General features: G+C 50.7%; 10 protein-coding genes. 6 read left to right on the plus strand and 4 right to left on the minus strand.

Annotation, left to right across the window (positions count from 1 at the left end; genetic code table 11):
• Positions 1-100 precede the first annotated feature (100 nt).
• The 4 genes from DRJ53_RS08085 to DRJ53_RS08100 all read left to right on the plus strand — a co-directional run bounded on the left by DRJ53_RS08085 (position 101) and on the right by DRJ53_RS08100 (position 3,544).
• Entirely contained in the window at positions 101-1,747 is a 1,647-nt protein-coding gene (locus DRJ53_RS08085; RefSeq protein ID WP_114235108.1) for a hypothetical protein, read from the plus strand.
• Between the two features lie 36 nt (positions 1,748-1,783).
• On the plus strand, positions 1,784-2,713 hold the full coding sequence (locus tag DRJ53_RS08090) for an RraA family protein (RefSeq protein ID WP_114235109.1): 930 nt from the start codon (positions 1,784-1,786) through the stop codon (positions 2,711-2,713).
• Between the two features lie 168 nt (positions 2,714-2,881).
• Entirely contained in the window at positions 2,882-3,175 is a 294-nt protein-coding gene (locus tag DRJ53_RS08095; protein WP_114235110.1) for a type II toxin-antitoxin system HigB family toxin, read from the plus strand.
• A 12-nt stretch (positions 3,176-3,187) separates the two neighbouring features.
• A complete protein-coding gene (locus DRJ53_RS08100) occupies positions 3,188-3,544 on the plus strand; it encodes a helix-turn-helix domain-containing protein (RefSeq protein WP_114235111.1) in 357 nt (118 codons plus the stop codon).
• A gap of 248 nt (positions 3,545-3,792) precedes the next feature.
• Here the strand turns inward: DRJ53_RS08100 and DRJ53_RS08105 are convergent, their stop codons facing one another.
• Positions 3,793-5,586: a RagB/SusD family nutrient uptake outer membrane protein gene (locus tag DRJ53_RS08105; RefSeq protein ID WP_114235112.1), complete on the minus strand. Its 1,794-nt coding sequence runs from the start codon at positions 5,584-5,586 to the stop codon at positions 3,793-3,795.
• Between the two features lie 18 nt (positions 5,587-5,604).
• A complete protein-coding gene (locus DRJ53_RS08110; protein ID WP_114235113.1) occupies positions 5,605-8,796 on the minus strand; it encodes a SusC/RagA family TonB-linked outer membrane protein in 3,192 nt (1,063 codons plus the stop codon).
• Between the two features lie 12 nt (positions 8,797-8,808).
• Between DRJ53_RS08110 and DRJ53_RS08115 the strand changes: the two genes are divergently transcribed.
• Positions 8,809-9,036, plus strand: a complete 228-nt coding sequence (locus DRJ53_RS08115) for a hypothetical protein (protein ID WP_114235114.1) — start codon at positions 8,809-8,811, stop codon at positions 9,034-9,036.
• Positions 9,037-9,093: 57 nt separating this feature from the next.
• On the opposite strand, the gene DRJ53_RS08120 is transcribed toward DRJ53_RS08115, so the two are convergent.
• Positions 9,094-11,355, minus strand: a complete 2,262-nt coding sequence (locus DRJ53_RS08120) for an outer membrane protein assembly factor BamB family protein (protein ID WP_114235115.1) — start codon at positions 11,353-11,355, stop codon at positions 9,094-9,096.
• 236 nt (positions 11,356-11,591) lie between these two features.
• A complete protein-coding gene (locus tag DRJ53_RS08125; RefSeq protein WP_114235286.1) occupies positions 11,592-11,930 on the minus strand; it encodes a hypothetical protein in 339 nt (112 codons plus the stop codon).
• A gap of 157 nt (positions 11,931-12,087) precedes the next feature.
• Here DRJ53_RS08125 and DRJ53_RS08130 point away from each other — a divergent pair, with 157 nt between their 5' ends.
• Positions 12,088-14,031 (plus strand): SMP-30/gluconolactonase/LRE family protein, encoded by a 1,944-nt coding sequence (locus DRJ53_RS08130; protein ID WP_114235116.1) that lies wholly within the window; start codon positions 12,088-12,090, stop codon positions 14,029-14,031.
• Positions 14,032-14,383 lie beyond the last annotated feature (352 nt).

Here is a 14,383-nt window from a genome sequence, read left to right on the forward strand (position 1 = left end):
TTAGCCGCTCTTCTGCCTGTTGTTTCTCCCCGCAACAACCCTCTACTGCAGCGCACTTGCCGCAGGTATCGCTGCACCACCAACGAACCCCAAATGGCTTATGCGCATTTCCTTTTTTGCAATTGCTGCCATTGCCTGTAGCATTCCCGTATTTTCTGCCTCTGCACAAAACATTGCCGCCAACACCTCGCTGGTGTATCCCGGCGCCGATGGCAAACTGGTGTATGTTAAGGATAGTTTGGGCAACCGCATCCCCGATTTTTCCAATGCAGGCTACAAAGGCGGCGGTGTGCCGCTGCCTCATGTGCAGGCAAAAGTTACGGTATGGCCCATTGCCGGCGACAACTCGGCACGGCTGCAAGCCGTCATTGATAGTGTTGCTGCATTGCCGCCCGATGCGCATGGATTTCGCGGTGCCATTTTGCTAAAAATGGGGCAATACCTTTTGGAAAAACCGTTGTACATCCGCGGCTCCGGCGTTGTGCTGCGCGGCGAAGGTGCTAACGACATTGGCACTGTGCTGGTGGGCAAAATGCCAAAGGCTGCACCAACCGGTGGCCCGATGCGGGGCGGCCGGCCAGCACTGATCAACATTGCCGGCGAAGCGGGCACACAGTTACAGGAGGAAAGCAAACAAACCATTACCGATAGTTATGTGCCGGTTGGTGCTACCTCTTTTTCTGTTGCTAATGCAAAGGGCTTTAAAGTGGGCGATGCGGTAACCGTTCGGCGCATGGGTAATGCGGACTGGATCAAAACCATTGGTGCAGACAGTGCTACCGTAGGCCGCAACCGCTGGCAGCCGTTCAACATTCATTACGACCGGATCATTGTTGCCATCAAAGGAAATACAATTACCATTGATGCACCTATTTTTTGCGCCATCGAAACACGCTGGGGCGGTGGCGAGTTGATCCGCTACTCCGACAACCGCATCGCACAAACAGCCGTTGAAAACCTGCGTGGCGTTTCCGATTTCGATCCATCTGTGCGTACCCGCAACTACGGCAATATGGACCGCGACAAACTCGATCCGAAATTCCAATACCAGGGCGATGAATATTATTCCGATGAAGCGCATTACTTCAATTTCATCAACATCAGCAATGCTAAAAATGTGTGGGTGCGCAACATCACGGCACTGCATTTTGGCAACAGCGTGGTGCAGGTAGCTGCAGGCAGCAAGTGGGTAACGGTGCAGGACTGCGAATCGTGGGAACCTGTTTCGATGCGCATGGGCGCCCGCCGTTTTACGTACCAAATGAATGGCCAATTGTGCTTGGTGCAGCGCTGCTTTTCGCAAAAAGGCCGCCACTCGTTTGTGCTGCAGGGCCACGAGGCCAGCGGCAATGTATTTTTGGATTGCAAAGCAGTGAACCCCTACTCCACCAGCGAGCCGCACAACCATTGGGTAAACGGTGTGCTGTATGATAATGTGCAGGCACCGCTTAGTGCACGGTACTGGGATTACATCATTGGATGGGCCGGCGCCAACATTGTGTTCTGGAACTGCGTAGGCGATTTTTTGGTGCAAAGCCCGCCCACCGCGCAAAACTATTCGTTTGGCCATGTGGGCGTAAATGCAGTGGTGTTCAACGCAGGCCTGCAAGACCTGACCAAACCCGTGGGACATGTGGAGTCGATGGATGCACATGTAAGCCCCAAAAGTTTATACCGAACCCAATTGAAAGAAAGACTGGGCGTACAGGCACTGGCCGGTATTGCGCATAAAGGCAGCGATGATTGATGCGCTGCCATCGTACACTTATTTTAAACGAATGGAATGATGATGAAACTCAAGACTTTTTTCCTGCTCCTTTCCGCATCCTTTTTAACGGCGCAGGCCGCATCGGCGCAAACCATTTCCAAAGAAGAAATGATGTACCTGACATCGGCATGGAAAGGCGAACGCTTTGCAGATGGCCGGCCAAAATTGCCCGATGACATTTTGGAACGGGCGAAGAAAATTTACATCGATGATGCATGGACCGTGCTCAAGAACGAAGGTTATTTCAACCAATACGAAGGCAATTGGAAACTGGTAAATGATGTAACCATGACGGGCCGGGCCGTTACGGCCATGTACCTGCCTAGCCGCCCGGATGTGGAAAAAAACATCAAAGACCGGGGCGCCAAACAAGGCCGCACGGGCAACACCAACTCGTGGCCCATTGATGTACTGGTAAAAGGCGACCTCTACGTGGCCGATGCGTTTGGAAAGATCAGCGGCGGTGGCATTATGGGCTCCACGCTGGCCAATTCCATCTTTGCCAAATCAGGCAATGGCGTGGTGTTCGACGGTGCTGCACGTGACCTGCAGGAGATCCGGAAAATACAGGGATTTAATGCGCTGGTTCGTGATTTCCACCCGTCGTTCACTGAAGAAATGTTGCTGATGGGACTCAACACGCCCATCCGCATTGGCAACGCCATAGTGCTGCCCGGCGACCTGGTGATTGCCACCATTGAAGGTGTGTTGTTTGTGCCCGCACACCTGGCCGAGCAGGTGATCAGCACTGCCGAATTTGTGGTGCGCAAAGACCAGTTTGGTTTTGAAATGGTACGCACCGGCAAATACACCACCGGCCAGATCGACAGCCAGTGGTCGGACGACATTAAAACCGAGTTTTTGCGTTGGCTGGAAAAGCACCCGGAGTTGGGTAAAATGACCCGTGCTGAACTGGACAAGGTGATGAGTAAGCGGACTTGGTAAGATTGATGGAAGTTCGTGTTTGGGTTAAAAGTGACAGGTGTGACCGTCGCCTATTTCACACGACAGAATCTTTGTCATGTAAAATAGATTGCAGCCATCGCCTAGAAGCAGAAGCTAACTCGAAAATCCCATTTTGGGAACTTTCTGTACATTTGATAAATTTTCCGCTTGAGAGTTATTGCCAAAAAAGCACTTCGGGATTTTTGGCTAAAACATCCTGATTGTGAGCAACAGCTCAAAGCCTGGTATGGCGAAGCCGAAGAAGCTCTGTGGAAAGGCCCACAAGATATTAAGCGGGACTACCCCAGTGCTTCACTCCTGACTGACAACCGGGTTGTGTTTAACATTAAAGGCAACCATTACCGGCTGATTGTTAAGATCAACTATGCATACGGCATGGTGTGGATCAGATTTATAGGAACACATGCACAGTATGACAAAATCGATGCAACAACAATTTAAAAGGCAGCAGCAATGACCGTTAAACCGATCAAAACGAAAAAAGATTACCAGGCAGCGATGAGCCGCCTTGAGGCGATCTTTGATGCACAGCCGGGAACACCGGAGGGCGACGAACTGGAAGTGCTGGGCATCTTGATTGATAAATATGAACAAGAGCATTATCCAATTGCCTACCCTGACCCGATCGAAGCCATTAAATTTCGCATGGAGCAATTGGGATACAATCAAAGTGACTTAGCGAAAGTGGTGGGTTTAAAGAGTCGTGCAAGCGAAATCCTGAATAAAAAACGCAAGCTGACTTTGGAAATGATCCGCCAGATTCACCAAACCCTTGGCATTCCTACCAATGTTTTGATCCAGAGTTATTGAAAGAACAGCATACAACCCCGCATCGAATTACCGAACATTGATCCATAATAAAAAAGCCCTGCAGCATGCTTTGCTGCAGGGCTTTTTTATGCGCAATTTAGGATGCAGTAAAAATGCAGCAACGCTATTCTATCAAATTCACAACCCATTCATCCTACAAAAAATGAGGGCCCGTGCAAAAGCACAGGCCCTTTTCTGCTTTGCGCCTCTTCTATGCGCTGTGAACGATTGCTTGCTCTATAGCACGTTTAATAGCCAGGATTCTGCACCAGCTTTGGATTCTGCGCAATGGCTTGCTGCGGAATGGGGTGCATATACTGCTTCATGACAAATTTGTGCGGGTGGTTCAGCTTTACCGGTGTGTAAACCCAAACACCGCTGTTGTTGCTCGGCACGCTGTTTTCGATCTTCATGCCGGTGAGGTCTTTAGTCAGCACCTCGTGGGCAATGCGCCAGCGAAGAATGTCCATGAACCGCTTGTTTTCAAAACACAGCTCCACTCTTCTTTCCTGGCGGATGGCATCACGCATTTGCGTTTGGCTCAAACCAGCTGGCAGTGCGGGCAGGTTCACCCTCGCCCTTACAGCATTCATCGCATCGTACACCGATTGGTCGGGACCAACCGCTTCGTTCTGTGCCTCGGCATATCCCAACAGCACTTCCACATAGCGGAAGTAGATGTAGTTGGCGCCGCTGAGGCCCGATGCAGGTCGGTTTCTTGGGTTCAGTTTCTTTTTGAAATAATACCCGGTGTTGGTCACGTCGGTGCTGGCAAAGTCGATCTGGTTGAGCGACGGACGCACTTTATCGATGCGGGTGTAAATGGTATCGGTGGTTGGCATCCAGTCCATTTTATACGGTGCGCCATCGTACACAATCCACTTGTAAAAACGGCGTTCGCGGCCCACATAAGGCTTCTGCGGATCGTAGCCCGAAGTAGGATCGGTAATGGGTTTGCCGTTAGCCATAAAGAACTGGTCTACCAATTCCTGTGTGGGGTTGTAGTTGCCCCAGGTGTAGTAGGTGTTCAGGATGTATACCGGCCCGCCATACTGCTCGTAATTGGAGCCGCGGATGTTGGCCACTTGCTGGCGGTCGAAGATTACTTCCGAGTTGTACTCATTGTCTTCAAACCAAAGCGTGGAGTCTTCGGGGAACAGGTTGTATTGTTTGCCTGCACCACCCCATTCGTCCATAAACTTTTTAAACGAAGCCGCAGCTGCTGCCCAACGGTTGTTATCAAAGTTGCCAAACCCGGCAACCTTGGCAGCATCGGGGCCACCCGGAGGCGTAGCCGCGTTGAACGAAGGACTTGCAGCCACCAGTTGCACATGCGCTTTCAGCATTTGTGCGGCACCCAGTGTGGCGCGGCCGGCATCAGCCTGTCCTTTGTTGTATTTGACCGCCAGGTATTTGTTATTAACAACCGTATCCAGCGTTTTGGTTAAAAAATCCAGGGTTTCGGCATAAGTAGACCTGCTGGTAAACAGCGCAGCCGAATCAGAACGTGTTTGTGGTTCAAAAATCAGCGGCACACCACCCCAGTACTGGAACAGGAGGCTGTAATGAAACGCCCTCAGGAAGCGGGCTTCATCCATCCGCTTGTTGTACCAGGCCTCTGAATAGTTGGCCTTGTTGGTGGTGATTTGTTTCATAAACGTGTTCACCTTGCGGATGGCGGTGTACAGCGCGGGCCAGTTGTGGCGGTTGATGGTGCCGATGCCTACACCAGCGCCGTTCCACAGGCCATAGTTGCTCGACGCCGCATCAAGGATGCCGTCTTTATACTTCCAGGAGTTGTAGTAAAAACCGGCGTCATTGTCATCGGTGAAATTGTCCAGGTTCTCCGGGTCGTTGTACATCTGGGGCAACTGGTCGTACACATCGTTGAAGAAAATATCGGCGTTGCCTTCAGATGCCCATTGCGTGGCATCGGTGAGCACCGCTTTGTTTTCATTATCCAGGTGCTTGTCGCAGGAGGCCAGCCCAACCGATGCGGTAAGGATGCATCCGTACAAAATATATTTTCTAACTGATTTCATTTTGTAATGCTTTGAAAATTAGAAGGTGGTGTTGAAGCCAAAGGTTACGGTTCTTTGGATGGGGTAGCCTTGCTCGCCGGTTGTTTCGGGGTCGGTAAATTTCAGTTTGCTAAAGGTCAAAATGTTCTGACCGGTAACGTACAGCCGCAGCGACTTCATCCGAACTTTCGATGCAAGGTTGCCGGGAATGGAATAACCCAAAGAAGCGGTCTTCAGCCTCAGGTACGAGCTGTTCATCAGCCAGAAATCAGAGGTTTGACCGTTGTTGTTCGATGGTGCCGAGTAAGCCCTTGGGTACCTCGAGTTCTGGTTTTCCGGAGTCCACCTGTTGTTATAATATTCGTAAGCCGAGTTACTGTTGTTGTTCAGGTGCGCTACGGTCATAAAGCCGTAGATGTTGAAGTTGGACATGCCCGAACCCTGGAACAGTGCAGAAAAGTCAAAGCCTTTCCAGCTGGCGGCTACGTTGATGCCGTAGATGATGGCCGGAGTGGTTGGGTGGCCGATCTCTGTTTCGTCATACGAGTCGATTTTGCCATCAGGTGTACCGTTGGGTCCACCCAGGTCGGCATAACGAATATCGCCGGGACGCAGCGTACCAAACTGTGCTACGTTGTAGCCGTCGGCTGCAGTAATAAAACCATCTTTGTTCTTGTCGTCGTCGGTGGTAAACAGGCCCATTGATTTGTAGCCAAACACGGTGCCGTTGCGGCGGCCGGTGCGGCTGCGGCGAGGGTCGTTTTTGGTAACGGGGTTTTCAAATGTTTGTACCAGTTTGTTTTTGGCATAAGTAAAGTTGCCATCAACCGACAGTTGGAAACCGCTCTTGGAACGCATGGTGGTTCCCAGCGACAATTCAACACCGCGGTTTTCCATGATGCCTGCATTTTCCTGTGCCAGCGACAGGCCATATTCCTGTGGCACTACAATGTTCGGAGCCAGCAGCATGCCAGTTCTTCTTTCAAAGAAATAATCGGCTTCCAGGCGGAACAGGCCACGCAGGAAATGGGCTTCCAAACCAACGTCGGTTTTTTTGCCAATTTCCCAGGTGATATTGGGGTTGTTTTCACGGTCAACATAAGAGCCCTGAACCAGTGCGCCATCGCCAAATGCATAGGCATTGCCACGCAGCGTGTAAGCACTTAGGAACTGGAATGGGTTACCGGCCAGGTTGCCCGATTTACCCCAGGAGCCACGTACTTTCAAATAATCCATAAACTGAACCGGCTCGAAGAATTTTTCGTTGGAAATAACCCAGCCTGCAGAAAATGCGGGCAGGTATGTCCATCTTTTGCCGGGGGCAAAAAAGTAGTGCCCATCATAACGGCCCGATGCTTCCAACAGGTAGCGTTTGTCAAAAGCATAGCTGGCGCGGTATACATAACCCACCTGGCTTGAAGTGCCCGATGCACCGCTGTTTTCAAAGTCGTTTTTGTTAGAAGAACCCAGCGACAGTTCGTCGATGTCCACCGCAAAATTGTTGCGGCGTGCACTGAAATCAAGCTGCTTGGCGCTGCGTTTTTCGGCCACTACCAGGCCGGTAAAATCGTGCTTGCCAAACGAGCGGGCATAGTTCAGGTAACCTTGCAGCGTCAGGCTGTTTTGCTGCCAGTATTGCTGGTTCAGCCAGGCAAAAGTTGCAGCACTGTTTTCCTGTGTGGAAAAGGCACGGGTGTACGTGTATGGTGTAGTGCTGGTGTTTTGCGTATAATAGGCAAACGGGCGGTGCCATTGCTTATCGAGGTAGTTATACGGGTCGTAGCTTACCGAACCTTTTACGCTGAGGCCTTTGATGAATGGCAGCTTTTGCTCAATGGCAAGTGTGCTCAGCAGGTTGGTGGTATTGCGGCGATAATAACCCGTTGAGTTGATTACACCAATTGGTGCGTTGCCCGAGCTTTCACCCCACAAACCGTTGGTAAATGTAAGTGGCGCTACCGGAACAAACTTGTACACACCGCGAAACAACTGGCCGGTGCCACCGTCCACGTCGGCTGTTTTTTGCATCGATCCGTTCAGCGAGAACGAAGCAGTGGTGGTAGGCGTTACGTTCACATCCAGGTTCAGGTTGTAGTTAAACCGGTCGTAAGTTGATTTTTCAAACATACCATCCTGCTTGAAATAGCTGATGCCGGCAAAATACTTCAGGAACTGGCTGCCGCCACGCACCTGCAGGTTGGCCTGGTAAATGGGCGACGATTTTTTCACCACATCATTCAATGCATCAGAGATCGGATACTTGTCCGGATCTTTTGCGTTGTTAGCCGCGTATTCGTCGATAAAGCTTTGCGGATAAGTGGGGTTGGTACCCGTTGGGTTTTCGGTATAATATGCTTCGTTTTTCAACCGCATATAATCCTGTGCACTGAGCATTTTAGGCAAATAAGTAGGCTCCTGGTAGCCATAGTACCCGCCAAACGAAATGCTGGGTGCACCAACGGTTCCGCGCTTGGTAGTGATCAGGATTACGCCGTTGGCGCCGCCCAAACCAAAGGGCGCCACCGCAGCGGCATCTTTCAATACAGAAACACTTTCGATGTTATTGGGATCAACTTCGTTGATGTTGTTGCGGATCACACCGTCCACTACAATCAGCGGTGAGCTATTGCCGGTGGTGGCGGCGCCGCGGATGGTGATGGTGGCGTTGTCGGCGCCGGGACGGCCGCCATTGGCGCGGGTAATGATACCGGTGGAGCGGCCGGCCAAACCATTGGAAATGTTGGCTGCCGGAACCGTGGCCAGTTGTGCACCTTTTACGGTAGACACAGATGCAGTAGAAGTGGCTTTGCGCTGGGTGCCGTAGCCCACCACAATCACCGATTCCATTGAGTTGGCGGTGGTGCTCATTTGCACGATCACGGGTGCATTGGTGCCGCTTTTTACAGCTACTTCTTTAGTGCTGAATCCTACAAATGTTATCACCAATGTAGCTTCCTGTCCCTGCACGTTGAGGGAAAACAGACCGTTGGCATCGGTGCTGGTGGTATTGGTAGTTCCTTTTTCGGTAATGGTGGCGCTGCTGAGGGGGCTGCCGCTTTCGTCAACCACGCGGCCCCGTACCGTAAATGCGTAGTTGTTGTGGGTTGGATCTTTGTCGATGGGGTTGTTGGCAAACAAGACTGCAGGGCTGGAGGCCAATGACAAAACCAATAGCGGTTTGATCAACAGCGCTTTGTTGAGCCCTGATGGCTGAGCAATCGTTTTTCTCATAAAAATTGATAAATGTTGGTTAATGACGCAATAGCGCTAACAATCGTTTGGTGCAGCATGGTGTATGCTGGTAGTTGGCATTTGGGGGCTTTACTTCATATGTTGGTGGGGGTTTTGTTAAACAATGAGGTGGAAATTCGCGTCAGTTTTTTATCGATGCTTTATCAATGTTTGTTGGAAGATTGGCAACAGGTAGCAGCGAAGAGAAATCACCAACACCTCTTCTATCAAAGCCGCTAATTACCTGTTGCTTCAAATTGTTTGCTGCTATCGTTAACTCATTTTAGTTGTTGGTTTTTATTTGGTATCGGGCAGCGCATACGCCACATAGCCCCTTGGTAAAGCGCCCGGTTTTTTGGAGTGGTTATAACTGTCTTTTGCAAAATTGTTCGATGCATTCACCACGATGTATTGCTTGCCGTTCATGGCAAACATGATGGGTTGCGCATTCGATTCGTAACTCAATGTTGTTTCCCACAGCAGCTTGCCGTTGTCGGCATCGTAAGCGTATAGTTTACCGCCTTTACCGGTGCAGATCAACAGGCCGGTGGAAGTAACGATCATGCCTTTGCGTTGCGAGCCATTGATGGCACCGGCTGTTTTATCGCCTTTTTCCGCACTGATCGAATCTTCGCCCAGCGGCTGCTTCCATTTAATGGTGCCTTTGTTTAAATCATACGCAATAACCCAGGCCCAGGGCGGCCCCAGCAGGTTGGGCCATGCCGTGCCGTAGTCGGTGGTGTAGCGGTTGGCGGGGTGTGCCACACCCTGTGGGTAATCGGACATGGGCGGCTTGGGTGCGACATCGGGTTTTACCGGCGCACCACCCGATGCTACCACAGGGCCATCAGGCATTTTACCCGACGCATCGCGGCGCGGGCCAAAGCCCATACGAGCAGCGGTGTTGCCACCGAGGTAACGGAATACCGCAGCCGCACTTTGATCGTCTACGTGTGCAAAACCGGGCATCTGGCCGCGGCCTGCAGTGAGCAGGGTTTTAAACTCATCCAGCGTCATGCGCTGCCCCGATGTAACAATATTGGGTGCAATGCCGCGGCCGGCCAGGTTATCGCCATGGCAGGACACGCAGGAAGTGGTGATGAGGTTTTTGGCTTTTTCTACTTCGTCTTTCGACATCAGTTCGGTGGGCTTTTTCACCCGCTCCAGTTTGTACACTGAAGGATACTCCTGGGTTAAAATATACATCATGCCTTTGTTGGGCGCCGATGCGGTGTTGCCAAAATTGACGCCACCCAATGCGCCGGGCAACATGATGGTTTCGTATTTATCGGAAGGCGGAACAAACAGCCCCGAGCGGGCTGCATCAATGCGTTTGGCCCATTTTTCTTTTTCCGCTTCGGGCAGGTAAGGGTTCAGCATTTCCTTGGTTACCTTATGACGCGTAAAGCTTGGCAGCGAAGGTATGGGCTGTGTGGGCCAGGCTTTTTCGCCGGGCATGGCGCTGGCCGGGAAAGGCTTTTCTTCGATGGGGAAAACCGGTTTACCCGTAACGCGATCAAACACAAACATAAACCCATGCTTGGTAGCCACTGCCACGGCATCGATCTTTTTTCCGTTGCGCGTTACCGTTAGTAGCTGCGGTGCCGATGCCAGGTCGTAATCCCACAGGTCGTGGTGCACGGTTTGGTAATGCCAGATGCGCTTACCGGTGCGGGCATTGAGTGCCACCAGGCTGTTGCCAAACAGGTTGGCGCCCAGGCGGTCTGCACCATAAAAATCAAAGGTGGGCGATCCTATCGGCAGGTACACAATCCCGCGCTGTTCGTCCACCGACATTTCGCTCCACACGTTGGCGCCGCCCACATATTTATATGCGTCTTTGGGCCATGTTTCGTAGCCGTATTCGCCGGGGTGCGGAATGGTATTGAATTTCCAAACCAGTTTACCGGTTACTACATTATAAGCCCTGATATGGCCGGGAGCAGAAAAATAACTTTCGCCGGGTGCCGAGCCCATGATGATCAGGTCTTCGAACACCACGCCGGGCATCATGGCCTGCATGCGGCGGATGGAACTATGTTCGCGGTCGAGGTTTTTACGCATATCCACATAGCCGCTGTCGCCAAAGCTCATGATGGATTTGCCGGTAAGGGCATCAATGGCCTGCAATGTGTTGTTGAGGGTAAACAGGAGGCGGCGGTCTTTGCGGTCTTTGCTTTCCCAATAATTGATGCCCCTGCGGGTAATGCCCTGCAGGTTGGCATGGATCCAAAGCTCCTTACCGGTAGCGGCATGTATGGCCACCAGCGACGAGTTTTTGGCCATTACATACATGATGGTATCAACCACAATAGGGCTAAAGAAGTTAAAGGCAGAATCCATGGTGGGATATACCCAGGCCACCTGGAGCTGGTTCACATTTTCTTTGGTTAGTTGTGCACCGACAAAATATTTAGACTGGTCGGGTTCGCCGCCATAATGGTTCCAGGTAGCATGGGCCGTTTTGGTGCCATCGTTGTGCACCACTGCAAAAGCAAAAAAACACACCAGTGAAATCAGGACAAGGGGAATCTTGGCAGGCAATCTTTTAAAGATCATGTAGCAATCGTTTGAAGAAATCGGTTCAGTACGGCACAAGGGTGGCCCATTCGGTCCGGTTTACCTAATGTGGTACACCGGCGAACGTTTCCGTTTCATTGGAAGCAAGGCCCCCGGCATGGAGCACTGGTTTTGCCGGAGGCCAGAATAAAATAACTTGATGGTTGTAAGCCGCCGGTTGACTATAATAAATACAACCGGAAGCTACTGGGTTGCCGAAGCAAAAAAGCTGCGTATTATGGCTTTACACGGGCCAGTTTCATCTCGCCTCTTTCGCTTTTGATCAGCACTTCGTTTTCGTTGATCACTTCGCCGGTGTATTCCAGCTTCATGTCGTTGATGGAAACGGTGTACGAAAATTTCTTGCCATCAATTTTACCATTCTCCAGGTTGGCTTCGCCAAACTGCGTTTTCCAAACGCCTGTCAATGCGTTGCCTGTGGCTTTAAATGTGTAGTTGATTTCGAATGTACCGTTTGGTGTTTCGCGGCTTCCTTTCCAGTTACCGTCAATAGCGTTTTGTGCAAAGGTGGTGAGGCTTCCAACGATCATTAAGAACGTCAATAGCAGTTTCATGGCAAACAGAATTTTGATTGAAAAAATATTAGGACGGTTAAAAATAGTATTACCCATTACAAAAAACGTTCATTATAATCCGCCGATAAATACTAGACAATTCCCTGTGCCGGAATAACTATTTTCCCACTTTGTACCATAAAAAAAGATCACCATTATGTGGGCAACACGATTGCAGCAAACCGTTTGCTATGGCCTCATTGGCTTTTCCCTTATTGCCATTACCCAATGTACTTCATCGTCGGGCGCCGAAGCCGGCTGGGAACAAAAAAACGCGGACCTCATTGCGCAGTATAACTTAAAAAAACAGGAACTTCCGTCGCTGCCTGCAGCCGCCGTGCAGTCGAACCTGGAAGCTGCTAAAGTAACCAGCATCGACGGGCTGGATAGTGCCGAACTGTACCCCGGCGTGGGCGCCAAAATGTTTTGGGGCAACGGCACCATGATAACAATGTTGCAACTGGCACCGGGTGCCAAAATTCCCGAAGAAACCGTAGCCGCCGACCGCTTTGTGTTTGTATTGGAAGGCAGCATAGATCAAACAATCAACGGAACGGCAACGCCGATGTTGGGACAAAAAAGAGTAGCGCCTGATGGTGCCAACAGCGCTACGCCCCGCACCGATTTTGTATACCTGCAAAAAGGAACCAAAGCTGGCATTACCGCTGGTGCAGCCGGCGCCAAATTGCTGGAGGCTTCTACCCCATTACGCCTCGATTACCTGCAAAAAGCAGGCGTGCAAAACATCCCTGCAACCGCTGCCGATGTAACTACAGCCATGCAGCCCAACGTGGCGCCCAACAAAGTGCACGACCTCTATAACATACAACTCACCAAGCTGGCCGATGGCGCACATTCAAGGCTGGTTTCGGGCACTAACATGCAACTAAGTTTTATATCGATGGACCCCAACTCGGTGTTTCCCCACCACATACATCCGCAGGAGCAAATGATGTTTGTGCTGCGTGGTGCCTGCGACGAAATATTATTGGATGGCGAGCAGGCCATGAAAACAGGCGACGTGGTGCGCATACCTGCCAACATGGTGCACGGCGCTAAAATTGGCGAACTCGGTTGCGATGCACTGGATGTGTTTTGGCCCGCCCGTGCCGACTACCTGGAAAAAGAAAAAGGACAGCAGGCCCAATTTCGCGCCATCATACCCGAGAAAGCACAACTGGAACTGGTGGTGGATGGTAAAAAAACAAAACCCGAACTGACCTTTACCGAAGGCCCCAAATGGATGAATGGGAAAGTGTATTTCTCCAACATGTATTTTGATAAAGACTTTGGCGCCAACCCCAAACGCAGCTCGCTGGTGGAGCTTGATCCCAGCGGTAGCTACCGCAATATTTCGGCGGGCAAAATGCAAACGAATGGATTGTATCCTTACAAAAACGGCAACCTGCTGGTGTGTGATATGATGGGCCACCGCGTGGTGGAAATGACCACCAACGGCGAAGTGGTGCGTGTGGTAGCCGACAAATACAATGGCAAGCCCATTGACGGCCCCAACGATGTGGTAACCGATGCCAAAGGCGGCTTTTATTTTACCGATCCGCAGTTTACGATGGAAGCCGAAAAGTTCCAGCCTGGCCGCGCTGTTTATTATGTGTCGCCCGAAGGCGCCATTACCCGCGTAACGGAACCCAACGAGTTTGCGATGCCCAATGGTATTGTGCTGTCTCCTGACGGCAAAACGCTGTTCATCAACAACTGCTACGACGATGAAGATTGGTACCCGGTAAAAAGCGAAAAGGACAACTACATCTGGGCTTATGATGTGCAGACCGATGGAACAATCAAAAACGGCCGCAAGTTTGCGCAGCTGTTCCTCACCGAAAATGTGCTGGACCGCAAAGGCAAATCGTCCAGCGCCGACGGCATGGCGATTGACAAAGCCGGCAACTTGTATGTAGCCACATATTACGGCGTACAGATCTTCAACGCGAAAGGTGCATTTGTAGGCATGATCAACCTGCCCTCCTTTCCGGTTAGCCTTTGTTTTGGCGACAACGACATGAAGACGCTGTACATTGTGAGCTACAGCAAAGTGTATAAGATCCGTACGAATATGGAGGGGTATGTGAATTACTTGTAAGGGGTCTTCGTGAAAAGTGAAACGTGAAAAATGAAAGAGTGGTAGTTGTCACGTGATAGCAGTCGTATAAATACCGAAAGTGTAATTGATTAAAATAAGAAAGCCTGCACAATTGGTGCAGGCTTTCTTATTTTGAAAAAATTGTTTTCTAGTGGTTGCTTTGCAGCATGCTCATCTTGGTAAAAATCCTTTTCTCAATGTCATGCCGAAAAAAGTTCGGCATGACAATTCCGCAAGTTCGATGATCATGCACTTCAAATAAGGAAACCGAAAACACATTTACCTACACACAAAAAAGCCCCGGCAACACCGGTGCTTTTGCATACATGGGAAGGTTTAAGTCGGACGGTAT

The sequence above is a fragment of the Paracnuella aquatica genome (genome assembly GCF_003332885.2).
In the GTDB taxonomy this organism is placed as follows: domain Bacteria; phylum Bacteroidota; class Bacteroidia; order Chitinophagales; family Chitinophagaceae; genus Flavisolibacter; species Flavisolibacter aquaticus.

Bases quoted from the DNA above. Each gene is read 5' to 3' on its own strand.
- DRJ53_RS08085 (WP_114235108.1), top strand. From the start codon at position 101: ATGCGCATTTCCTTTTTTGCAATTGCTGCCATTGCCTGTAGCATTCCC.
- DRJ53_RS08125 (WP_114235286.1), bottom strand. From the start codon at position 11,930: ATGAAACTGCTATTGACGTTCTTAATGATCGTTGGAAGCCTCACCACC.
- DRJ53_RS08090 (WP_114235109.1), top strand. From the start codon at position 1,784: ATGATGATGAAACTCAAGACTTTTTTCCTGCTCCTTTCCGCATCCTTT.
- DRJ53_RS08115 (WP_114235114.1), top strand. From the start codon at position 8,809: ATGTTGGTTAATGACGCAATAGCGCTAACAATCGTTTGGTGCAGCATG.
- DRJ53_RS08120 (WP_114235115.1), bottom strand. From the start codon at position 11,355: ATGATCTTTAAAAGATTGCCTGCCAAGATTCCCCTTGTCCTGATTTCA.
- DRJ53_RS08110 (WP_114235113.1), bottom strand. From the start codon at position 8,796: ATGAGAAAAACGATTGCTCAGCCATCAGGGCTCAACAAAGCGCTGTTG.
- DRJ53_RS08130 (WP_114235116.1), top strand. From the start codon at position 12,088: ATGTGGGCAACACGATTGCAGCAAACCGTTTGCTATGGCCTCATTGGC.
- DRJ53_RS08100 (WP_114235111.1), top strand. From the start codon at position 3,188: ATGACCGTTAAACCGATCAAAACGAAAAAAGATTACCAGGCAGCGATG.
- DRJ53_RS08105 (WP_114235112.1), bottom strand. From the start codon at position 5,586: ATGAAATCAGTTAGAAAATATATTTTGTACGGATGCATCCTTACCGCA.